At 59.1% G+C, this 20331-nt stretch carries 22 protein-coding genes and 1 tRNA gene; 17 read left to right on the plus strand and 6 right to left on the minus strand.

The window, feature by feature from the left end; translation table 11 throughout:
* The first annotated feature begins 45 nt into the window (after nucleotides 1–45).
* Genes ACYZTY_RS23490 through ACYZTY_RS23535 form a run of 10 tightly spaced genes read left to right on the plus strand, consistent with a single transcriptional unit; the run spans nucleotide 46 to nucleotide 8778 of the window.
* Entirely contained in the window at nucleotides 46–1008 is a 963-nt protein-coding gene (locus ACYZTY_RS23490; protein ID WP_461955683.1) for a YbgA family protein, read from the plus strand.
* The gene (locus ACYZTY_RS23495; protein WP_461955684.1) at nucleotides 1008–1949 is read left to right on the plus strand and encodes a MerR family transcriptional regulator; all 942 of its coding nucleotides are present in this window, start codon (nucleotides 1008–1010) and stop codon (nucleotides 1947–1949) included. The genes ACYZTY_RS23490 and ACYZTY_RS23495 overlap by 1 nt, the downstream gene beginning before the upstream one ends.
* A 20-nt stretch (nucleotides 1950–1969) precedes the next feature.
* On the plus strand, nucleotides 1970–3415 hold the full coding sequence (gene phrB, locus ACYZTY_RS23500; protein WP_461959385.1) for a deoxyribodipyrimidine photo-lyase: 1446 nt from the start codon (nucleotides 1970–1972) through the stop codon (nucleotides 3413–3415).
* Nucleotides 3408–3830 carry a nuclear transport factor 2 family protein gene (locus ACYZTY_RS23505; protein ID WP_461955685.1) on the plus strand — a complete coding sequence of 141 codons (423 nt, stop codon included), beginning with the start codon at nucleotides 3408–3410 and terminating at the stop codon, nucleotides 3828–3830. The genes phrB and ACYZTY_RS23505 overlap by 8 nt, the downstream gene beginning before the upstream one ends.
* Complete coding sequence (locus ACYZTY_RS23510) at nucleotides 3827–4609, plus strand: SDR family NAD(P)-dependent oxidoreductase (RefSeq protein WP_461955686.1); 783 nt, start codon at nucleotides 3827–3829, stop codon at nucleotides 4607–4609. Before ACYZTY_RS23505 ends, ACYZTY_RS23510 begins: the two co-directional genes overlap by 4 nt.
* Nucleotides 4606–5853: an NAD(P)/FAD-dependent oxidoreductase gene (locus ACYZTY_RS23515; RefSeq protein WP_461955687.1), complete on the plus strand. Its 1248-nt coding sequence runs from the start codon at nucleotides 4606–4608 to the stop codon at nucleotides 5851–5853. Before ACYZTY_RS23510 ends, ACYZTY_RS23515 begins: the two co-directional genes overlap by 4 nt.
* Complete coding sequence (locus ACYZTY_RS23520; RefSeq protein ID WP_461955688.1) at nucleotides 5850–6665, plus strand: DUF1365 domain-containing protein; 816 nt, start codon at nucleotides 5850–5852, stop codon at nucleotides 6663–6665. The genes ACYZTY_RS23515 and ACYZTY_RS23520 overlap by 4 nt, the downstream gene beginning before the upstream one ends.
* Entirely contained in the window at nucleotides 6652–7923 is a 1272-nt protein-coding gene (locus tag ACYZTY_RS23525; protein ID WP_461955689.1) for a class I SAM-dependent methyltransferase, read from the plus strand. The genes ACYZTY_RS23520 and ACYZTY_RS23525 overlap by 14 nt, the downstream gene beginning before the upstream one ends.
* Entirely contained in the window at nucleotides 7916–8419 is a 504-nt protein-coding gene (locus ACYZTY_RS23530; RefSeq protein ID WP_461955690.1) for a DUF2878 domain-containing protein, read from the plus strand. The genes ACYZTY_RS23525 and ACYZTY_RS23530 overlap by 8 nt, the downstream gene beginning before the upstream one ends.
* 53 nt (nucleotides 8420–8472) lie before the next feature.
* Entirely contained in the window at nucleotides 8473–8778 is a 306-nt protein-coding gene (locus tag ACYZTY_RS23535; protein WP_131059487.1) for a YkgJ family cysteine cluster protein, read from the plus strand.
* A 202-nt stretch (nucleotides 8779–8980) separates the two neighbouring features.
* Here the strand turns inward: ACYZTY_RS23535 and ACYZTY_RS23540 are convergent, their stop codons facing one another.
* From ACYZTY_RS23540 to hemA, 6 genes are all read right to left on the minus strand, one after another.
* Complete coding sequence (locus ACYZTY_RS23540) at nucleotides 8981–9499, minus strand: acyloxyacyl hydrolase (RefSeq protein ID WP_461955691.1); 519 nt, start codon at nucleotides 9497–9499, stop codon at nucleotides 8981–8983.
* A 114-nt stretch (nucleotides 9500–9613) separates the two neighbouring features.
* Nucleotides 9614–10405, minus strand: a complete 792-nt coding sequence (gene murI, locus ACYZTY_RS23545) for a glutamate racemase (RefSeq protein WP_461955692.1) — start codon at nucleotides 10403–10405, stop codon at nucleotides 9614–9616.
* Nucleotides 10398–11153 carry a molybdopterin-synthase adenylyltransferase MoeB gene (locus ACYZTY_RS23550; protein ID WP_461955693.1) on the minus strand — a complete coding sequence of 252 codons (756 nt, stop codon included), beginning with the start codon at nucleotides 11151–11153 and terminating at the stop codon, nucleotides 10398–10400. Before ACYZTY_RS23550 ends, murI begins: the two co-directional genes overlap by 8 nt.
* Nucleotides 11147–11977 carry a peptide chain release factor N(5)-glutamine methyltransferase gene (gene prmC / locus ACYZTY_RS23555; protein WP_461955694.1) on the minus strand — a complete coding sequence of 277 codons (831 nt, stop codon included), beginning with the start codon at nucleotides 11975–11977 and terminating at the stop codon, nucleotides 11147–11149. The genes ACYZTY_RS23550 and prmC overlap by 7 nt, the downstream gene beginning before the upstream one ends.
* Nucleotides 11978–13060, minus strand: coding sequence for a peptide chain release factor 1 (gene prfA, locus ACYZTY_RS23560; protein WP_131059492.1), 1083 nt, complete (start codon nucleotides 13058–13060; stop codon nucleotides 11978–11980).
* Complete coding sequence (gene hemA, locus ACYZTY_RS23565; protein WP_461955695.1) at nucleotides 13057–14346, minus strand: glutamyl-tRNA reductase; 1290 nt, start codon at nucleotides 14344–14346, stop codon at nucleotides 13057–13059. The genes prfA and hemA overlap by 4 nt, the downstream gene beginning before the upstream one ends.
* 182 nt (nucleotides 14347–14528) lie before the next feature.
* Between hemA and ACYZTY_RS23570 the strand changes: the two genes are divergently transcribed.
* The 7 genes from ACYZTY_RS23570 (at nucleotide 14529) to pth (ending at nucleotide 20326) form a co-directional block, all read left to right on the plus strand.
* Nucleotides 14529–16253: a tetratricopeptide repeat protein gene (locus tag ACYZTY_RS23570; protein WP_461955696.1), complete on the plus strand. Its 1725-nt coding sequence runs from the start codon at nucleotides 14529–14531 to the stop codon at nucleotides 16251–16253.
* 4 nt (nucleotides 16254–16257) lie between these two features.
* Nucleotides 16258–16875 (plus strand): lipoprotein insertase outer membrane protein LolB, encoded by a 618-nt coding sequence (gene lolB, locus ACYZTY_RS23575; RefSeq protein WP_461955697.1) that lies wholly within the window; start codon nucleotides 16258–16260, stop codon nucleotides 16873–16875.
* Between the two features lie 2 nt (nucleotides 16876–16877).
* Nucleotides 16878–17729: a 4-(cytidine 5'-diphospho)-2-C-methyl-D-erythritol kinase gene (ispE, locus tag ACYZTY_RS23580; RefSeq protein ID WP_131059510.1), complete on the plus strand. Its 852-nt coding sequence runs from the start codon at nucleotides 16878–16880 to the stop codon at nucleotides 17727–17729.
* A gap of 36 nt (nucleotides 17730–17765) precedes the next feature.
* Nucleotides 17766–17840: transfer RNA gene (locus ACYZTY_RS23585), tRNA-Gln, on the plus strand.
* A gap of 45 nt (nucleotides 17841–17885) precedes the next feature.
* The gene (locus ACYZTY_RS23590) at nucleotides 17886–18827 is read left to right on the plus strand and encodes a ribose-phosphate pyrophosphokinase (RefSeq protein ID WP_003208392.1); all 942 of its coding nucleotides are present in this window, start codon (nucleotides 17886–17888) and stop codon (nucleotides 18825–18827) included.
* Nucleotides 18828–18968: 141 nt separating this feature from the next.
* Nucleotides 18969–19571 (plus strand): 50S ribosomal protein L25/general stress protein Ctc, encoded by a 603-nt coding sequence (locus ACYZTY_RS23595; protein WP_461959386.1) that lies wholly within the window; start codon nucleotides 18969–18971, stop codon nucleotides 19569–19571.
* 170 nt (nucleotides 19572–19741) lie between these two features.
* Nucleotides 19742–20326, plus strand: coding sequence for an aminoacyl-tRNA hydrolase (gene pth / locus ACYZTY_RS23600; protein WP_461955698.1), 585 nt, complete (start codon nucleotides 19742–19744; stop codon nucleotides 20324–20326).
* Nucleotides 20327–20331: the final 5 nt, after the last annotated feature.

The raw sequence follows: 20331 nt of genomic DNA on the forward strand, positions 1-20331 counted from the left end.
GTACAGAACAATCACCCTGTACAGGTTTAGATTCGAGGTGCTCCGATGCGCGAACAGCCAACGACCCAACCGAAAATCGCCATCAGCGCCTGCTTGATGGGGGCCGAGGTGCGTTACAACGGCGGGCACAAGGAATCACGGCTGTGCAGTCGCACCCTCACCGACTATTTCGAGTTCGTCCCGGTGTGCCCGGAAGTCGCCATTGGCCTGGGTATTCCTCGTGAACCGATCCGCCTGATCGGCGACCCCGAACATCCCGAGGCAGTCGGCACCGTCACCTCTGAAATCAATGTCACCCGACCGCTCGCTGAGTACGGTCAGAAAATGGCCGCGGAACTGGACGATATCTGCGGCTACATCTTCATGCAGAAATCCCCTTCCTGCGGCCTCGACCGGGTCAAGGTCTACCACGCCAACGGCGCGCCGGTGGACGGTGGTGGACGCGGCATCTACGCCCAGGCGTTCTGCGCCCTGCACCCGGATTTGCCGGTGGAAGAAGATGGCCGGCTCAACGACCCGGTGCTACGCGAAAACTTCCTCACCCGCGTGTTCGCCTACAGCGCCTGGCAGCATTTACTGCAAGAAGGCCTGACCCGACGCGGCCTCACGGACTTCCACTCGCGCTACAAATACCTGCTGATGGCCCACAACCCGGTGCAATACAAAACCCTGGGCAACCTGCTGGGCAACATGGGCCAGACCGATCCAGGCGAACTCGGCCCGCGCTATTTCAGTGAGCTGATGGTCGCATTGAAAAAATGTGCCACGCGCCGCACTCACACCAATGTGCTGCAACACATCAGTGGTTACCTCAAACAGGTCATCAGCCCTGAAGACAAGCAGGAAGTGCAGCACGTCATCGGCCAGTACCGACACGGCATCGTGCCGCTGGTGGTGCCAATGACTCTGCTCAAACACTACTTCCGCCAACACCCGGATCCGTACATTGCGCAGCAGGTTTACCTTCAGCCGCACCCGGAAAACCTCAGCCTGCGAAACGCAATCTAATGAAGACCCCAATCGACACCAGCGCCCAGGAAGACCTCGGCGATGACTTCAAGAAAGCCCTGGATGAAGGTTGGCTGCCGATCCGTGAAGTGGCGCGGCAGACCGGCGTGAACGCCGTGACCCTGCGCGCCTGGGAACGACGCTACGGGCTGATCGTGCCCCAGCGCACGCCCAAGGGGCATCGTCTGTTCTCTGCCGAGCATGTGCAACGAATCTTGACGATCCTCACCTGGCTCAATCGCGGCGTGGCCGTCAGCCAGGTCAAGCAACTGCTCGACACGCCTCAGGCCTTTACCGAAGCCATCGAAAACGATTGGCAGGTGCTGGGCCAGACGTTGCTGCAAGCGGTGACTCAACTCAATGAACGCACGCTGGATGACACCGTCAATCAAGCCATGGCGCTGTACCCGCCACGCACCTTGTGCGAACAACTGCTGATGCCGTTGCTGGCGGAACTGGAACAACGCTGGCAGGGCCAGTTCGGTGCGCAGATGGAGCGAGTGTTTTTCTTCTCCTGGCTGCGCAGCAAGTTCGGCGCACGCATCTACCATAACAATCGTCAGTTACGCACCGCGCCACTCCTGTTGATCAATCATTCGGACCTGCCACTGGAACCTCATCTGTGGCTGACCGCGTGGCTGATCAGCAGCGCCGATTGCCCGGTGGAAGTCTTCGACTGGCCGCTGCCGGCGGGCGAACTCGCGCTGGCGGTCGATCACCTGCAAGCCCGCGGCGTACTGCTGTACTCCAGCAAAGCCATGAATCTTTTGCAGTTGCCGAAACTTTTGAATGGCGTCAGTTGCCCAAAAATAATTGCCGGACCAACGGTATGCATCCACCACGCCGAGCTGTCCGTAAGAATTTCCGAAATGGCTGATTTGTTCCTGGCTGAAGACCCGCTTTCGGCTCATCAGGAACTGGTCGAGCGTGGGCTTATTTAATGAAACGTACGGACACCACCATGCAACTGATCTGGCTGCGCAGCGACTTGCGCCAGAACGACAATACCGCCCTCTCGGCTGCCGCAGCGCGCGGCCCGACGGTGGCGGTCTACCTGTTGAGCCCGGAGCAATGGCTGGAACACGATGACGCGCCCTGCAAAGTGGATTTCTGGCTGCGCAATCTGGGTGAACTGAGCCGCGCCTTGGGCGAACTGAACATTCCCCTGTTGATCCGCCAGGCCTCTCGCTGGGATGAGGCGCCGAACGTTCTGCTCGATCTGTGTCAGCAATTGAAGATTGTCGCAGTGCACGTCAACGAGGAATACGGCATTCATGAAAACCGTCGCGATACGGCGGTGGCCGAAACGCTGAAGGCCCATGGCATCGATTTCTTTAGCTACCTCGATCAATTGTTTTTCAAACCGGGCACCGTGCTGACCAAGACCGGCACCTACTTCCAGGTCTTCAGCCAGTTCCGCAAAGTCTGTTACGAACGCCTGCACCGCTCACTGCCTGGACGGGTTGCTGCGCCGGCCATACAGGATCCTTTGAACATCAGCAGCGACGACATCCCGTCGAGCATTGAAGGTTTCGAAATGCCGAGCGACAGCTTGCGCAAGCTCTGGCCGGCCGGTGAAGCCGAAGCTCGGCGCCGCCTCGACACCTTCGCCGACGCCCAAATCGACTACTACAAAAACGAGCGCGACTTCCCGGCCAAACCCGGCACCAGCCAGCTCTCCGCCTATCTCGCCGCCGGGGTGATTTCCCCACGCCAGTGTTTGCACGCGGCCCTGCAAAGTAATCAAGGCGAGTTCGAAAGTGGCAAAGTTGGTGCGGTCACCTGGATCAACGAGTTGCTGTGGCGCGAGTTCTACAAACACGTTCTGGTGGGCTACCCACGGGTTTCGCGTCATCGCGCCTTCCGCCCGGAAACCGAAGCCCTGGCCTGGCGCGATGCCCCGGAGGAACTGCTGGCCTGGCAGCAAGCCCGTACCGGCCTGCCGATCATCGATGCGGCCATGCGCCAATTGCTCGAAACCGGCTGGATGCACAACCGCTTGCGCATGGTGGTGGCGATGTTCCTGACCAAGAACCTGCTGATCGATTGGCGCGAAGGCGAACGCTTTTTCATGCGCCACTTGATCGACGGCGACCTGGCGGCGAACAACGGCGGCTGGCAGTGGAGTGCTTCCACGGGCACTGACTCGGCCCCTTATTTCCGTATTTTCAACCCGCTGAGCCAGTCGGAAAAATTCGACGCCGAAGGCGTGTTCATCAAGCACTGGCTGCCGGAACTGGCCGGGCTGAACAAGAAAGAAGTGCACAACCCGGCGAACCTCGGCGGCTTGTTCGGGGTTGCGGATTATCCATCGCCAATCGTCAACCTGAGTACCAGTCGCGCACGTGCCCTGGCTGCGTTCAAGGACCTGCCCTCGCGACAGAGCGCAGGAGGTGCTTATGAGTGATTTCCTGCGGCATTTTGCCCGGCAGTTCGCGCAGCTGGACAAAGACAATTTGCAACGCCTCGGTGAGCTCTACACCGAAGACGTGCGCTTCACCGATCCGCTGCACGAAGTGCAAGGACTCGGACAGTTGCGCAATTACTTCGCCGAGCTCTACGCCAACGTCAGTGAACTGCGCTTCGATTTTCATGGCTTCGACCAGACCGGCGAAGGCGAAGGGTATCTGCGCTGGGTCATGAGTTACCGCCATCCGCGCCTGAGCGGTGGCCAGTTGATTCGCGTTGACGGGTGCTCGCACCTGCGCTGGCGCGACAAGGTTTATTGCCACCGGGATTACTTCGATGCCGGGGCACTGCTTTACGAACATTTACCCGTATTGGGCCGGGCGATTGCCTGGCTGAAAAGGAGAATGGGATGAGCCTTACACCTCCACGGCGGTACTGGTTGACGGGCGCCAGTAGCGGCATTGGCGCTTCGCTGGCCGAAGAAATACTGAAAACCGGCGCACATCTGGCCGTGAGTTCGCGCTCCACAGCGGCACTGAAAGTCTTGTCCCTGCGTTATCCCGGGCAAGTGCTGGTCGTGCCGGGCGATCTCACCGACAGTCAGACGGTGCGCGAAATCGGCGAACAAATTGCTTATGCCTGGGGCTCTCTGGACACGGTCATCCTCAACGCCGGCACCTGCGAATACGTCGACGTTCAGCAGTTCGATTCGTCAATCGTCGAGCACGTGGTGCGCACCAATTTGCTCGCGAGCGCCTATTGTATCGAGGCCGCTTTGCCCCTGTTACGCAAGGGCACGGCGCCACATCTGGTGGGCGTCGCCAGTTCGGTGACCTACCTGCCGCTACCCAGGGCCGAAGCCTATGGCGCGTCGAAGGCCGGGTTGCGTTACCTGTTTGAATCCCTGCGCATTGATCTTGCGCCAGAAGGCATCGAAGTCACGGTGGTCAGCCCGGGCTTTGTCGAGACACCGCTGACAGCGAAAAACGATTTCCCGATGCCGCTCAGTTGGCCAGTGGCCAAAGCCGCCCGGCACATCTTCGCCAAGCTCAAGAACCGTCCACTGGAAATCGCCTTCCCGGGATTGTTCATGGCGGCTCTCTGGCCGCTGTCGAAAATGCCTAACTGCGTGAAACTGGCCATCGGCAAACGCATGGTGCGCAGCAGTCCGCCTATTCGGGATGTGCCATGAACATCGCCATCATCGGCAGCGGGATCTCGGGGCTGACCAGCGCCTACCTGCTCAATCGCAGGCATGAGATCACCCTGTTCGAGGCCAGCGACTGGATCGGCGGTCACACCCACACCGTGGACGTGACCGCCGATGGCCAGCGATATGCCGTGGACACCGGTTTCATTGTGTTCAACGACTGGACCTACCCGAATTTCATACGCCTGCTGGGCCAGATCGGCGTGGGGTTCAAACCGACTGAAATGAGTTTCTCAGTGACGGATCCGGACTCGGACCTGGAGTACAACGGCAATAACCTCAACAGCCTGTTCGCCCAACGTCGAAATCTGTTGTCGCCAGGATTCTGGGGTATGTTGCGCGACATCCAGCGCTTCAATAAAGAGGCTCAGCGCGACTTGGTCGAGGGGCGGATCGACGCCGACACCACGCTGGACGACTACCTGAAAAACGGCCGCTACGGCGAGCGCTTCGTCCTGCATTACATCGTCCCGATGGGGTCGGCGATCTGGTCGATGTCCATGGCCGACATGCTGGGTTTTCCGCTGCAATTTTTTGTCAGGTTTTTCAAGAATCACGGCCTGCTGTCCGTCAGCAATCGCCCGCAATGGCGGGTGATCGAAGGCGGATCGAGTGCTTACATCGGGCCATTGACGGCGACCTTCAAAGAGAAGATCCGCCTCAACTGCCCAGTGACCCAGGTCGAACGCGATGCGGATGGCGTCATTGTCCACAGCGCGGCCGGCAGCGAGCGATTCGACAAAGTGGTGTTTGCCTGCCACAGCGACCAGGCCCTGAAGCTGCTGGCCAAGCCGAGCGATGCCGAACACTCGATCCTCAGCGCCCTGCCTTACGCCGACAACGAAGTGGTGCTGCACACCGACACACGCCTGCTGCCGACACGAAAACTCGCTTGGGCCAGCTGGAATTATCGCCTCGGTGGCCCGGGCCACACACGGGCCGCCGTCACCTACGACATGAACATCCTGCAAGGCATCCAGAGCGATACCACGTTCTGCGTCAGCCTCAACCAGAGCGCAGGCATCGAACCGGGCAAAGTGCTCGCCAAATTCACATACGCCCATCCGCAATTCAGCCTGGCGGCCATCGCCGCGCAAAGCCGCTGGGAAGAACTGGACGGCGCGCAACACTCTTACTATTGCGGCGCCTATTGGGCCAACGGTTTCCATGAAGACGGCGTGGTCAGCGCGTTGCGCGTCGCTCGTTCGTTTGGCGAAGTGTTATGAACAGCGCCCTCTACAGCGGCTGGATCGCCCATCGACGGTTCGCCCCAAAGCCCCATGCCTTCCGCTACCGGATCGGCCTGTTGTATCTGGACCTCGACGAACAGGACGCCGTGCTCGGTTTGTCGCCGCTCTCAGGCGCCAGTCGCTTCGCCCCGTTTTCGTTTCGCGAGAGCGATTACCTCAAAGCCTACACCGGCAACGGCACGCGCCTGATCGACGCCGTGCGCCAACTGGTCGGCCAGGCCATCGGCCATGCACCGCAAGGTTCGATCTGCCTGCTGACCCAGGCCCGCAGTTGGGGCCTGTCGTTCAACCCGGTGAGTTTTTTCTACTGCCATGAAGCTGACGGGCAACTGGCGGCGATTCTTTGCGAAGTCACTAACACCCCGTGGCGCGAGCGTTATCACTACGTATTACCCGCCAAGGCCCCGGTGAATCTGTCTGATTTCCATCAACACTTCGCCGTGGCCAAAGCCTTTCACGTATCGCCGTTTTTGCCGCCGGATCTGGAGTACCGCATGAGTTTCAGTCCCGCGGCGCAAAAGCTCGGCGTGCACATGGCGGACTGGCAAGGCGAACTGAAATTGTTCGACGCCACGCTCAACCTGGAACGCGAAGCGCTGGATCGCACCAGCCTGCACCGTTACTTGCGGCGCTTTCCATGGATGACGGCGAAAACCTGCCTGGCGATCTATTGGCAGGCCCTGCGCTTGCTGCTCAAACGCGCACCGCTATTCGCTCATCAGGCTGCCGATGGCAGCTTTCAAACAGCCAGGGTTCCGCCCAAGGATCGCCGTCATGAAATCCACTAGCGCCTCGGCCAAAGTCAATCTGCTTAGCACCAACGGTTTGACCGGATCGTTGCTGCGCCGTGGCGTACTGCGGCAACTGACGCAGCTCAAACATGGACAATTGGTGGTCATCGAAAACGGCGAACGGCATGTCTTCGGTACCGCAGGCAGCCAACTGATCGGCGAGATCCATATTCTCGACGCTGCTGCCTGGGGATTGGTGGCGGGTAACGGGTCGATCGGCGCTGGCGAAGCGTTTATCCACGGCTATTGGAGCTCACCGGACCTGACCGCGGTGGTTCGCGTTTTCGTCAGTAACCTTGAGGTGCTGGATGCACTGGAAGGTGGCCTGGCGAAACTCGGCCGACCTTTCGTTCAAGGGCTGCACTGGCTCAATCGCAACACGCGCAAGGGCTCGCAGAAAAACATCGCGGCCCACTACGACCTGGGCAACGACTTGTTCGAACAGTTTCTCGACCCGACCATGATGTATTCCGCCGCGCAGTTCCTGACCGACGAAGACAGCCTGGAACAGGCGCAGTTGAACAAGCTGGAACGGATCTGCCAGAAGCTTGCGCTGAAACCAAGTGATCACCTGCTGGAAATCGGCACCGGTTGGGGCAGCATGGCGCTTTACGCGGCGCAGCATTACGGCTGCAAGGTCACCACCACCACGCTGTCAAAAGAACAGTACGCCTTTACGGCACAACGCATCGAAGCCCTCGGCCTGCAAGACCAGGTCACGTTGCTGCTCAAGGATTACCGCGACCTCACCGGGCAGTACGACAAACTGGTGTCGATCGAGATGATCGAAGCCGTCGGCCATCGTTTCCTGCCGGTCTATTTCAAACAATGCGCACATCTGCTCAAAAGCAACGGCTTGATGCTGTTGCAGGCGATCACCATCCGCGAACAACGCTACGAACAGGCCAAGGGCAGTGTCGATTTCATTCAGCGTTACATCTTCCCCGGCGGCGCCCTGCCCTGTGTGCAGAAGATGCTGGAAGTCATCAGCCGCGACACCGACATGAACCTGCTGCACATGGAGGATTTCGGCCTGCACTACGCCCGAACCCTGCGTCTGTGGCATGAGAATTTTCGCCGGGCCCAAGGGCGCTTGAGCGAACTGGGCTACGACGATTATTTCCTGCGATTGTGGGAATTTTATCTGTGCTACTGCGAAGGGGGATTTCTGGAGCGCACCATCGGCACCGCGCAATTGCTGCTGGCCAAACCGTCGGCGATGCCCGCGCCGCTGCTGGGTCGCTTCGATGCTTGAGCGCGTGGCCAATGCCGTGCTGTTTCAGCTCGGCTGGTTTGCCTGTGTGGCGGGCGGCAACAGTTTGTGGCTGTTGGTGGCGCTGGCGGTGCTGGCCATTCATCTGCTGTGGATAAGTCGCTGGGCCGATGAAGGCCGACTGATCCTCAGTGTTGTGCTGCTGGGCACCACCGTCGACAGTTCGTTGCGCTGGCTGGGGGTGTTCGACTTCGCCGACGTCGCGCCATTGATTCCGTTGTGGCTGATGCTGTTGTGGGCGTTACTGGCAACGACCTTGCGCCATTGCCTGCAATGGACCGCGAACCCTTGGTGGCTCGGCAGCCTGCTGGGCGCTGTGGGTGGACCGGTGTCGTATTTCGCGGGAGGGAAACTGGCAGACGTGCAGTTTCCTTACGGTCAGGTGCCCACGCTGGTGGGCATCGGACTGCTCTGGGCCTTGCTGTTTCCCGCGCTGCATTTCATGGCTCAACGACTGGCAGCAGACACCCGCAGCTAAGCGTCCGTCAGGCCTTTCACACAGCATCGACCCACTGCCTTACACTGCGCGCCATGAAAACCATTCCCCACACGCAAATCACCGAGCCGGCCGTCACGTGCTCGACCTGCGCAGCCTGCTGCTGTCAGCTCGAAGTCATGCTGATCACCGACACGGGCGTGCCCGAGCGTTTTATCGATACCGATGATTGGGGCGGGGAAGTCATGCTGCGCCTGGATGACGGCTGGTGCGCTGCGCTGGATCGCAACAGCATGATGTGCACCATCTACGAAAAACGCCCGCTGATCTGCCGCGAGTTCGAGATGGGCGCACCGGAATGCATTGAAGAGCGCCAGGGGATTACCACGGCGTATCGCTGAATTCGACGTCACTGAAAATCAAATGTGGGGGCGAGCCTTGTGGCGAGGGGATTTATCCCCGTTCGGCTGCGAAGCAGCCGCAGAACCACTGCACGCGGTGTATCTGATACTCCGCTGTTGCAGGTTTTGGGGGCGCTGCGCGACCCAACGGGGATAAATCCCCTCGCCACAAGGCTCGCTCCCACATTTAAAGTAGCAAGTCTTACAACGGCATCGTGTAGTGCAGCGCGTAGCTTTCTACACCGTTGTTCGGGCTACTGAGCCCTGCATTGGAATAGTGTGTCGCACGAATGCCGACTTCATGCCCCCCCGCAAGGCGCAGACCAAAACCGAACCGGTCTTCAAACTGGAAGGAGCTGCCGAGTTGATTGTTTTCGACTTCGGTATTGGCGAACACCGCGACGCCAACGCCCAACTCCACGTAAGGCTTGACGGTCTGGCCGGCAAACTCGTAAACAAGCACCGGTGAGAACGACAGGCTGTGGTTGCTGGTGGTCTCTTTGCCGTCCCAGTAGGTGTAAGCGCCGCTCCAGTACCCGGTCAAACGACCGACATCACTCTGCAACCAACTCTTGTCCCAATCGAATTGCATGCCCAGTCGGTAGGTCATGGTCGACTCGCTGGTCTGCCCGACCGCGAACTCCACGCCTGCCGCCTGTGCGGTAAAACTTTGCCCCATCAGTGCGGCCGCAATCGCGGCCAAGCAGAATAGTCGCTTCATTAGAAACATCCTTTTCCGAACAATTTCGTAAGGTTTTTTTTGTTGCTCACCGCAATAGAAGTCGACGCTTAATCAGAAGTTCACCCCAATTATTCGTGTGCCCCAGAATTTTGTTTACCCCTTGAAGCTTTGCACAACGCCAGCGGTATTCCACAGGATCGGCAAGATATTTCTGAAATGCTCCGGATCGGCACTCGTCCAGAACTGCGCAGCACGTGCAGGCCCGTCGGCGAGCAATTCACGCTCGGCCAACAGGCGCTGAAGTTGCCGCGCTACAGCGGCGCCCGTGTCGATCAAGCTGATGTCATCCGGGATCATCTGCTTAAGCAACGGCTTTAGGAAGGGGTAATGCGTGCAGCCGAGAATTATTGTGTCACACCCGGCGCCGAGCAGCGGCCCGACATACCCGGCCAGTAACTGACGCAATGCCTCGCTGTGCAGATCGCCGTTTTCAATCAGCTCCACCAGGCCGGGGCACGGCTGAGTGATGACCCTTACATCGGTGGCGAAACGGTCGAGCAAGGCGGCAAACTTGGCGCTCTGCAACGTGCCGGTGGTGGCGAGTACGCCGACCACGCCACTGCGGGTGGCGGCAGCGGCGGGTTTGACGGCGGGTTCCATGCCGACGATGGGCCACTCAGGGAAATCGCGGCGCAGATCCGCAACACCGGATACGGTCGCCGTGTTGCAGGCCAGCACCAAGGCCTTGGCGCCCTGCTGCTGAAAAAACTCGGCCATCACGCTGCAACGCTGCTGGATGAACGCCGGGGTTTTCTCACCGTAGGGAACATTGCCGCAATCGGCGACGTACAGCAGAGACTCGTTGGGCAGCAAGCGCTGGATCTCGGCCAACACCGAAAGCCCACCGACACCGGAGTCGAACACGCCGATAGGCGCTTCACGCATGTTTCGAACCACAGACGCTGCAGCCCGGATCACGCTTGACCCGCAACTCACGGAAGCGCGAGCCCAAGGCATCGATCAACAACAGGCGCCCCACCAGAGGCTCGCCGAAACCCACCAACAGTTTCAAGGCTTCCAGCGCCTGGAGGCTGCCAACCAGCCCAACCAATGGACCGACGACGCCGGCTTCACTGCAGGTCAACTCAGCTTCGCTGCCGTGACCGTATAAACAGTGGTAGCACGGACTCTCTGGGCGGCGCGGGTCGAACACCGACAATTGCCCTTCGAGGCGAATCGCCGCGCCGCTGACCAGCGGCTTACCGGCAGCAACGCACGCAGCGTTGACCGCTTCGCGGGTGGAAAAATTGTCGGAGCAGTCCAGCACCAGATCCACCGCAGCCACGGCGGCCGCCAGGGAGTCTTCGTCCAGCGCGGTGCGATGGGCAATCAATTGAATCTCGGGATTGATCGCACTCAGACGGCGAATCGCCGAATCGACTTTGCTCAGGCCGACGCTGTCGGTGTCGTGAACGATCTGGCGTTGCAGGTTGGTCAGGTCAACAGTGTCGAAGTCCGCCAAGTGCAGCTCGCCGACACCGGCCGCCGCCAGATAGAGCGCAACCGGTGAGCCGAGACCGCCGAGGCCGACGATCAACACGCGGCTTTCTTTCAGCCGCAACTGGCCGTCGATGTCGACGTGTTGCAACAGAATCTGCCGGCTATAGCGCAACAATTCCTGATCATTCAGCACGGCAGACGCCCCAGGCTGATACGTTCGTGACCGCCCAGATCAGTGCGGCTGTGGACTTCTTCAAAGCCGCGGGTCAGCAGCAAATCACGGACTGCCACCGCTTGATCGTAGCCGTGTTCGAGCATCAACCAGCCACCGGCCTCCAGATAATCCGGCGCTTGATCGACGATCAGACGCAGATCGTCGAGCCCATCGACGCCAGCCACCAAGGCACTGGCCGGTTCGAAGCGCACATCGCCTTCCACCAGATGCGGATCGGCGGAGGCGATGTAAGGCGGGTTGCTGATGATCAGTTGAAAACCCTGACCTTCCAGGGCGCTGAACCAATGGCTGCTGAGCACGGTGGCATTGTTCAAGTGCAGGCGCTGGCGATTGCGCTCGGCCAGGGCCACGGCTTCGAGTACGCGATCCACGGCAGTGACTTTCCACGCTGGACGCTCACTGGCCAGAGCCAACGCAATGGCGCCGCTGCCGGTGCCGAGGTCGAGCACTTTGGCCGGTGTTGCCGGCAACAATTCCAACGCGGCTTCCACCAGCAATTCGGTGTCCGGGCGCGGGATCAGCGTGTGCGGCGCGACTTCCAGATCGAGCTTCCAGAAACCTTGCTGGCCGAGGATGTAGGCCACCGGCTCACCGCCACGACGGCGTTGCAGGTACTCGGAGAATTTCAGCGCGGCGTCGCTCGGCACAATGCGTTCCGGCCAGGTGTGCAGAAAACTGCGGGGCTTGCCCAAGGCAGCGGCCAGCAGTAATTCGGCATCCAGACGCGCCGTGGGCGAGTCGGGCAAATCGGCGGCGCGTAACAAACTGGCAATGATCGTCATTTACTCACCTATCGCTGCCAATTGATCGGCCTGGAACTCGGCCAGTAACGGTTCGATCACCGCTTCGACGCCGCCCGCGAGGATTTCGTCGAGGGAATACAGCGTCAGGTTGACTCGGTGATCGGTCACCCGGCCCTGGGCAAAGTTGTACGTGCGGATGCGCTCGGAGCGATCACCCGAACCGACCAGCAACTTACGCTCGCTGGCGATCGCATTGGCGGCGGCGCTGGTCTGCTGATCGTTGAGTTTGGCCGACAGCCAGGACATCGCCCGTGCGCGGTTTTTGTGTTGTGAACGTTCTTCCTGACACTCCACGACGATACCGGACGGCAAGTGCGTGATGCGGATCGCCGAGTCGGTCTTGTTGACGTGCTGACCACCGGCACCGGAGGAGCGATACGTATCGACCCGCAGATCCGCCGGGTTGATCTCGATCACTTCCTGTTCGTCCGGCTCGGGCAACACCGCCACGGTGCAGGCCGAGGTATGGATGCGACCCTGGGATTCGGTGGCCGGAACCCGTTGCACGCGGTGCGCGCCGGATTCGAATTTCAGTTTGCCGTAGACGTTCTCGCCTTCGACCCGGGCGATGACTTCTTTATAGCCGCCGTGCTCGCCGATGTTCTCGGAGAGGATTTCCACCCGCCAGCCACGCCGCTCGGCGTAACGCGAATACATGCGGAACAGGTCGCCAGAGAAAATCGCCGCCTCGTCACCGCCGGTGCCGGCACGGATTTCGAGAAACACGTTGCGCCCGTCATTCGGATCCTTGGGCAGCAGCATGCGTTGCAGGCTGGCTTCGATGTCGATCAGTTGCTCTTTGGCTTCGCGAACTTCTTCCACGGCCATTTCGCGCATGTCCGGGTCGCTGTCCTTGAGCAGTGCCTGGGCGCCTTCGAGGTCACCCTGCACTTTGAGCAGCTGTTTATAGGTGGCGACAATCGGTTCGACTTCCGCGTATTCCTTGGAATAGGTGCGGAACTTGGCCTGATCGGAAATGACTTCACCATCGCCAAGCAAGGCGGTCAATTCCTCGAAACGATCCTGGAGGATGTCCAGCTTATTGAGCAGTGACGCTTTCATTGCGGTTTCTTATCCGAAAAGCTATCCGATGAGCCCTCATTCAGGGCAAAGAGTTCCTGGGCCATGGCCAGCGCATCGAGGCGGCCTTCGGCAGACAGCTTTTTCAACTGCACGCTTGGTGCATGCAAGAGTTTGTTGGTCAGGCCGCGCGCCAGTTGCACCAGCACCTCTTCGGCGCTGCTGCCGTTGGCCAGCATGCGCTGGGCCTTTTGCAATTCTTCGTCGCGCATGCGCTCGCTTTGTTGTCGATAGGCCTTGAGCACATCCACCGCCGCCAGTTCGCGCAGGCGGACCATGAAATCTTCGGCACCGACCGAGACCATCTCTTCGGCCGCCTGGGCTGCACCCTGGCGACTCTTGAGGTTCTCGGCGACCACTTCGTGGAGATCGTCGACGCTATACAGGTAAACGTCGTCCAGTTCGCCGACTTCCGGCTCGATATCCCGAGGGACGGCGATGTCCACCATGAAAATCGGTTTGTGCTTGCGCAGTTTCAAGGCGCTTTCCACGGCGCCTTTGCCGAGGATCGGCAACTGGCTGGCGGTGGAGCTGATAACGATGTCGCTGCGCACCAGCTCCGCCGGGATGTCCGAGAGCAATACGGCATGGGCGCCAAACTGCTCGGCCAGTATGCTCGCGCGTTCCAGGGTACGGTTGGCGACCACGATGCGCTTCACACCCAGTTCGTGCAGATGGCGGGCGACCAGGGTGATGGTCTCGCCAGCGCCGATCAGCAAGGCCTGGCTGCGTTGCAAGTCACTGAAAATCTGTTTCGCCAGGCTGACCGCGGCAAACGCCACGGACACCGGGTTTTCGCCGATGGCCGTGTCAGTGCGCACTTGCTTGGCGGCATTGAACGTCGCTTGAAACAAACGCCCGAGCAGCGGCCCGATGGTGCCGGCCTCACGCGCAACGGCGTAGGCCGATTTCATCTGACCGAGAATCTGCGGTTCGCCCAACACCAGCGAATCGAGCCCGGAGGCCACCCGCATCATGTGACGAACTGCCGCATCATCTTCGTGCACATAAGCGCTCGCACGGAGCTCTTCGAGGCTCAAATGGTGATAATCGGCCAGCCAGCGCAACACGATGTCAGCCGAAAGGTGATCCTGTTCTATATACAGTTCACTGCGATTGCAGGTGGAGAGGATCGCAGCTTCGCGGCTGTCGGTGAGTCGGCAGAGCTGCTGCAAGGCCTCCACCAGTTGCTCAGGGGTAAAGGCCACGCGCTCGCGGACGTCTACTGACGCAGTCTTGTGGTTGATACCGAGTGCAAGGAAGGCCATTCAAGGTCGCTGATGGTGACGTGAAGCCGGCAATTGTCCTACTTCGACAGAGCCAGAACAACTACCGCTGACTATTGTCCCATTGACCTGCCTCTATAAAGGCATCAATCGAGACTCGGTTATGTTTGGCCGAAGGCTTGTGTCATGATGATCCGACCGCAGGTTAGTCGTCCTCTTCCTATATGAATAGATCTTCCGCGTTGCTCCTCGCTTTTGTCTTCCTCAGCGGCTGCCAGGTCTTGGCACCCGTCTCGTCGGACGGTACGCCGCCGGTCGAAGACAGCACTCCGGCCCCTGAAAAGCCCAAGGTTTACAGCTCATTCAGTGAAGAAACCGTATTCAGCCTGTTGAGCGCCGAACTGGCTGGCCAGCGCAATCGTTTCGACATTGCCCTGGACAATTACGTGACCCAGGCCATCAATACCCAGGATCCGGGTATCTCCGAGCGGGCTTTCCGCATCGCCGAGTACCTGGGCGCCGATCAGGCCGCCCTGGATACAGCATTGATCTGGGCAAAAAACGCCCCGGACGATCTCGAGGCGCAACGTGCGGCGGCCGTGCAGCTGGCTCGCGCCGGGCGTTATGACGACTCCATGGCCTATATGGAGAAAGTCCTGTTAGGCAAGGGCGACACCCATTTCGACTTCCTCGCCCTGTCCGCGGCCGATACCGACCAGGACACGCGCAACGGCTTGATGAAAAGTTTTGACCGTTTATTGCTGCGCCACCCGAACAATAGCCAGTTGATCTTCGGCAAGGCCTTGCTGCTGCAACAGGACGGCGACACCAAAGGCGCGCTGACCCTGCTGGAAGACAATCCACCGGACGACGGCGAAATTGCCCCGATCCTGCTGCGCGCGCGCCTGTTGCAAGGGCTCAACCGTGGCGACGAAGCCTTGCCGCTGCTGCAAAAAAGCATCAAGAAATACCCCGACGACAAACGCCTGCGCCTGACGTATGCGCGCATGCTGGTTGAACAGGACCGCATGGATGACGCCAAAGTCGAGTTCTCAAGCCTGGTTCAGCAATACCCGGAAGACGACGAACTGCGTTATTCCCTGGCGCTGGTGTGCCTGGAAGCCAAGGCCTGGAACGAGGCCAAGGGTTACCTGGAAGATTTGATTGCCCGGGAAAGCCACGTCGATTCGGCGCACCTGAACCTCGGCCGTATCGCTGAAGAACGCAACGATCCACAAGGCGCGCTGATCGAGTACGCCCAGGTCGGCCCGGGCAATGACTACCTGCCCGCACAACTGCGCCAGACCGACATCCTGATCAACAACGGCAAGACCGCCGAAGCCCAAAGCCGTCTGGCTACCGAACGCGATGAGCAACCCGATTACGCGATTCAGTTGTACCTGATCGAAGCCGAGACCTTGTCTGCCAATAATCAGCCCGACAAGGCCTGGAAGGTTCTGCAAACCGCGTTGCAAAAATACCCGGACGATCTGAACCTGCTTTACACCCGCGCCATGCAGGCGGAAAAACGCAATGACCTGGCGCAGATGGAAAAAGACCTGCGCCTGATCATCAAGCGCGACCCGGACAATGCGATGGCGTTGAACGCCCTCGGCTATACCCTGTCCGACCGCACGACGCGTTACGCCGAAGCCAAGGCCCTGATCGAACAAGCGCACCAGATCAACCCGGAAGACCCGGCGGTACTCGACAGCCTCGGCTGGGTGCATTTCCGCCTGGGCAATCTCGATGAAGCCGAGCGCTACCTGCGTCAGGCCCTGGAGCGTTTCCCCGATCAGGAAGTTGCCGCGCACCTGGGTGAAGTCCTGTGGGCCAATGGCAAGCAACGCGAAGCCAAGCAAATCTGGGGCAAGTTCCTCAAGGAACAACCCGACAGCCCCATCCTGCGCAGCACCATCAAGCGCCTGACCGGATCAGAGACTCTTTAAGATTATGTTTTTGCGCCACCTCATTGTTTTCAGCTTCATCGCCCTGCTCGCCGGTTGCGCGGGCTTCGGCGCTCGCGAATCGGTCCAGGGTCAAGGCAACCCGGCCCAATGGCGCGAGTACAAGCAACAGCTGGCAGGGCTCGATGGCTGGCAGATCAACGGCAAGATCGGTATTCGTGCGCCAAAGGATTCGGGCAGCGGCACGCTGTACTGGCTGCAACGACAGGACTACTACGACATTCGCCTTTCCGGCCCGCTGGGTCGCGGTGCTGCTCGCTTGACCGGTCGCCCCGGCAAAGTCTCGCTGGAAGTGGCCAATCAGGGCCGCTATGACGCAACGACTCCCGAAGCGCTGGTCGAAGAACAGCTCGGCTGGAAGCTGCCGGTGTCCAATCTGGCCTGGTGGGTTCGCGGACTTCCGGCGCCGGACAGCAAAAGTCGCTTGACCCTGGATGCCGACAGCCGCCTGGCCAATCTCGAACAGGATGGCTGGCAAGTGGAATACCTCAGTTACGCCGAGCAAAACGGCTATTGGCTGCCCGAGCGGATCAAACTGCACGGCACCGACCTTGATGTCACGTTGGTGATCAAGGAATGGCAACCACGCAAACTGGGGCAGTGAACATGACTGCTCCGCGCTTGACGCTGCCCTCCCCGGCCAAACTCAATTTGATGCTGCACATCCTCGGTCGCCGTGAAGACGGTTACCACGAGTTGCAGACGATTTTTCAGTTTCTCGACTACGGCGATGAAATCACCTTCGCCGTACGCGACGACGGCGTGATTCAACTGCACACCGAATTCGTCGGCGTTCCTCACGACAGCAACCTGATCGTCAAAGCCGCGAAAAAACTTCAGGAGCAATCCGGTTGCTCACTCGGCATCGACATCTGGATCGAAAAAATTCTGCCCATGGGCGGGGGAATCGGCGGCGGCAGCTCAAATGCCGCGACGACGTTGCTCGGCCTGAATCACCTCTGGCAACTGGACTGGGATGAGGATCGACTGGCTGCGCTGGGCCTGACACTGGGGGCCGACGTCCCGGTTTTCGTGCGTGGACACGCGGCTTTTGCCGAAGGCGTGGGGGAGAAACTCACCCCTGTAGACCCCGAAGAACCGTGGTATGTCGTGCTGGTGCCGCAAGTCTCTGTAAGTACAGCAGAAATTTTTTCAGATCCGTTGTTGACACGTAACTCTTCTCCCATTAAAGTGCGCCCCGTTCCCAAGGGAAACAGTCGAAATGACTGCTTACCGGTGGTAGCAAGGCGTTATCCAGATGTACGTAACGCATTGAATTTGTTAGGTAAATTTACCGAAGCAAAACTCACCGGAACTGGAAGTTGTGTGTTTGGGGGCTTCCCAAGCAAAGCTGAAGCTGATAAAGTCTCGGCCCTTCTTACAGAGACCCTTACAGGGTTTGTAGCAAAAGGAAGCAACGTTTCGATGTTGCATCGCAAGCTGCAAAGTCTGCTCTAAAGGAACCGATTACTGGGTAATCGTTGCAACAGATACAGGGGCGTCGCCAAGCGGTAAGGCAGCAGGTTTTGATCCTGCCATGCGTTGGTTCGAATCCAGCCGCCCCTGCCATTTTCTATACTCATCCAGGTTACCCTCAGCCTCTAGGTACTGCGCGTGTCCAAGATGATGGTCTTTACGGGGAACGCTAACCCCGATCTGGCTCGGCGTGTCGTACGTCAGCTGCATATCCCTCTCGGTGACATCTCTGTCGGCAAGTTTTCCGACGGCGAAATTACAGCCGAGATCAATGAAAACGTCCGCGGTAAAGATGTCTTCATTATTCAGCCGACTTGCGCTCCGACCAACGATAACCTGATGGAACTGGTAGTGATGGCTGATGCCTTCCGCCGCTCCTCGGCTACTCGTATTACTGCTGTTATTCCTTACTTTGGTTATGCCCGTCAGGATCGCCGTCCGCGTTCCGCACGTGTGGCTATCAGCGCGAAAGTCGTTGCTGACATGCTTACCGTAGTCGGCATCGACCGTGTTCTCACGGTTGATCTGCATGCTGACCAAATCCAGGGTTTCTTCGATATTCCAGTAGATAACATCTACGGCTCCCCGGTTCTGGTGGATGACATTGAAGATCAGCGCTTCGAAAACCTGATGATCGTGTCCCCGGACATTGGCGGCGTCGTGCGCGCACGTGCTGTTGCCAAATCCCTGGGCGTGGATCTCGGGATCATCGACAAACGCCGTGAGAAAGCCAATCACTCTGAAGTGATGCATATCATCGGTGATGTCGAAGGGCGTACCTGTATTCTGGTCGATGACATGGTCGATACCGCCGGCACTCTGTGCCACGCGGCCAAGGCTTTGAAAGAGCATGGCGCTGCCAAGGTTTTCGCCTACTGCACACACCCTGTGCTGTCCGGTCGGGCGATCGAAAACATTGAAAATTCCATGCTGGACGAACTGGTGGTGACGAACACCATCCCGTTGTCCGCTGCTGCTCAAGCCTGTTCGCGTATCCGTCAACTGGATATCGCGCCGGTAGTTGCCGAAGCGGTCCGCCGCATCAGCAACGAAGAATCGATCAGCGCGATGTTCCGTTAAGGGCCCTGCCCTTCTCGACTGTCTCGTTGACGAAAAGCGCCCCGCCCCGGCATTCCTGTCGGGGCGGGGCTTTTTTGCCCATATCGCCTTTAGCGCTGGTCGCAACCGCTGGGGCGAATGTGGTTATTTTGGAGATACAACATGAACGATTTTACTCTGAATGCTGAAGTGCGTTCCGACCTGGGGAAAGGTGCGAGCCGCCGCCTGCGTCGTCTCGCAAGCCTGGTACCAGCTGTAGTTTACGGTGGCGAAAAAGCCCCTGAATCCATCAGCATGCTGGCTAAAGAAGTTGCCAAACTGCTCGAAAACGAAGCGGCTTACAGCCACATCATCGAGCTGAACGTTGGCGGCACCAAGCAAAACGTAATCATCAAAGCTCTGCAACGTCACCCGGCCAAAGGCCACGTGATGCACGCTGACTTCGTACGCGTTGTAGCTGGCCAGAAACTGACCGCTATCGTGCCTGTACACTTTGTTGGTGAAGAAGCTCCGATCAAGAAAGGCGGCGAAGTTTCGCACGTTGTTTCGGAAATCGAAGTGACCTGCTTGCCAAAAGACCTGCCTGAATTCATCGAAGTCGACCTGGCTAACGCCGAAATCGGTTCGATCATTCACCTGTCCGACCTCAAAGCCCCTAAAGGCGTTGAGTTTGTTGCTCTGGCACACGGCGATGACAAGGCTGTTGCCAACGTCCACGCTCCACGTGTTGCTCCAGAAGCTGCTGCTGAAGGTACTGCAGAGTAATTTACTCTGTCATGCCGGAGTGACCCGGTAACATCGCGGACTGGAACGTAGCGAGAAAGCGGGCGAGAACGCGGAGTTTACATAATGGTAAATGAGCACTTGTCGTCCACTTTCGCCGCACACACTGATTTCGGCGATGTTACCCACCACTCCAAGGAAGGGCCCCTATCGTGACTGCCATAAAACTGATCGTCGGCCTGGGAAATCCAGGCGCTGAATACGAACAGACCCGGCATAACGCAGGGGCCCTTTTTGTTGAGCGCATCGCGAACGCACAGGGTGTCAGCCTTGTGGCCGATCGCAAATATTTCGGCCTGACCGGGCGCTATTCGCATCAGGGTCAGGATGTTCGTCTGCTGATTCCCACCACGTACATGAACCGCAGCGGCCAGGCCGTCGCGGCACTCGCCGGTTTCTTCCGCATCAAGCCTGAAGAAATCCTCGTGGCGCATGACGAACTCGACCTGCCACCGGGCGTTGCCAAACTCAAACAGGGCGGCGGCCATGGCGGTCACAACGGGTTGCGCGACATCATTGCGCAACTGGGCAATCAGAATACCTTTTACCGCTTGCGGCTTGGCATTGGCCACCCGGGCGTTGCCAGTATGGTTTCAAATTTCGTCCTGGGTCGTGCGCCACGCGCCGAACAGGAAAAACTCGATGCCAGCATCGACTTTGCCCTCGGCGTGCTGCCGGATATCCTCGCCGGTGAATGGAACCGCGCGATGAAAAACCTGCACAGCCAGAAGGCCTGACTCTA

This window comes from Pseudomonas sp. LB1P83 (genome assembly GCF_054897885.1).

What these genes read in the sequence shown, in the direction of transcription:
- ACYZTY_RS23490 (WP_461955683.1), top strand. Translation starts at nt 46, where the DNA reads ATGCGCGAACAGCCAACGACCCAACCGAAAATCGCCATCAGCGCCTGC.
- ACYZTY_RS23495 (WP_461955684.1), top strand. Translation starts at nt 1,008, where the DNA reads ATGAAGACCCCAATCGACACCAGCGCCCAGGAAGACCTCGGCGATGAC.
- phrB (WP_461959385.1), top strand. Translation starts at nt 1,970, where the DNA reads ATGCAACTGATCTGGCTGCGCAGCGACTTGCGCCAGAACGACAATACC.
- ACYZTY_RS23505 (WP_461955685.1), top strand. Translation starts at nt 3,408, where the DNA reads ATGAGTGATTTCCTGCGGCATTTTGCCCGGCAGTTCGCGCAGCTGGAC.
- ACYZTY_RS23510 (WP_461955686.1), top strand. Translation starts at nt 3,827, where the DNA reads ATGAGCCTTACACCTCCACGGCGGTACTGGTTGACGGGCGCCAGTAGC.
- ACYZTY_RS23515 (WP_461955687.1), top strand. Translation starts at nt 4,606, where the DNA reads ATGAACATCGCCATCATCGGCAGCGGGATCTCGGGGCTGACCAGCGCC.
- ACYZTY_RS23520 (WP_461955688.1), top strand. Translation starts at nt 5,850, where the DNA reads ATGAACAGCGCCCTCTACAGCGGCTGGATCGCCCATCGACGGTTCGCC.
- ACYZTY_RS23525 (WP_461955689.1), top strand. Translation starts at nt 6,652, where the DNA reads ATGAAATCCACTAGCGCCTCGGCCAAAGTCAATCTGCTTAGCACCAAC.
- ACYZTY_RS23530 (WP_461955690.1), top strand. Translation starts at nt 7,916, where the DNA reads ATGCTTGAGCGCGTGGCCAATGCCGTGCTGTTTCAGCTCGGCTGGTTT.
- ACYZTY_RS23535 (WP_131059487.1), top strand. Translation starts at nt 8,473, where the DNA reads ATGAAAACCATTCCCCACACGCAAATCACCGAGCCGGCCGTCACGTGC.
- ACYZTY_RS23540 (WP_461955691.1), bottom strand. Translation starts at nt 9,499, where the DNA reads ATGAAGCGACTATTCTGCTTGGCCGCGATTGCGGCCGCACTGATGGGG.
- murI (WP_461955692.1), bottom strand. Translation starts at nt 10,405, where the DNA reads ATGCGTGAAGCGCCTATCGGCGTGTTCGACTCCGGTGTCGGTGGGCTT.
- prmC (WP_461955694.1), bottom strand. Translation starts at nt 11,977, where the DNA reads ATGACGATCATTGCCAGTTTGTTACGCGCCGCCGATTTGCCCGACTCG.
- prfA (WP_131059492.1), bottom strand. Translation starts at nt 13,060, where the DNA reads ATGAAAGCGTCACTGCTCAATAAGCTGGACATCCTCCAGGATCGTTTC.
- hemA (WP_461955695.1), bottom strand. Translation starts at nt 14,346, where the DNA reads ATGGCCTTCCTTGCACTCGGTATCAACCACAAGACTGCGTCAGTAGAC.
- ACYZTY_RS23570 (WP_461955696.1), top strand. Translation starts at nt 14,529, where the DNA reads ATGAATAGATCTTCCGCGTTGCTCCTCGCTTTTGTCTTCCTCAGCGGC.
- lolB (WP_461955697.1), top strand. Translation starts at nt 16,258, where the DNA reads ATGTTTTTGCGCCACCTCATTGTTTTCAGCTTCATCGCCCTGCTCGCC.
- ispE (WP_131059510.1), top strand. Translation starts at nt 16,878, where the DNA reads ATGACTGCTCCGCGCTTGACGCTGCCCTCCCCGGCCAAACTCAATTTG.
- ACYZTY_RS23595 (WP_461959386.1), top strand. Translation starts at nt 18,969, where the DNA reads ATGAACGATTTTACTCTGAATGCTGAAGTGCGTTCCGACCTGGGGAAA.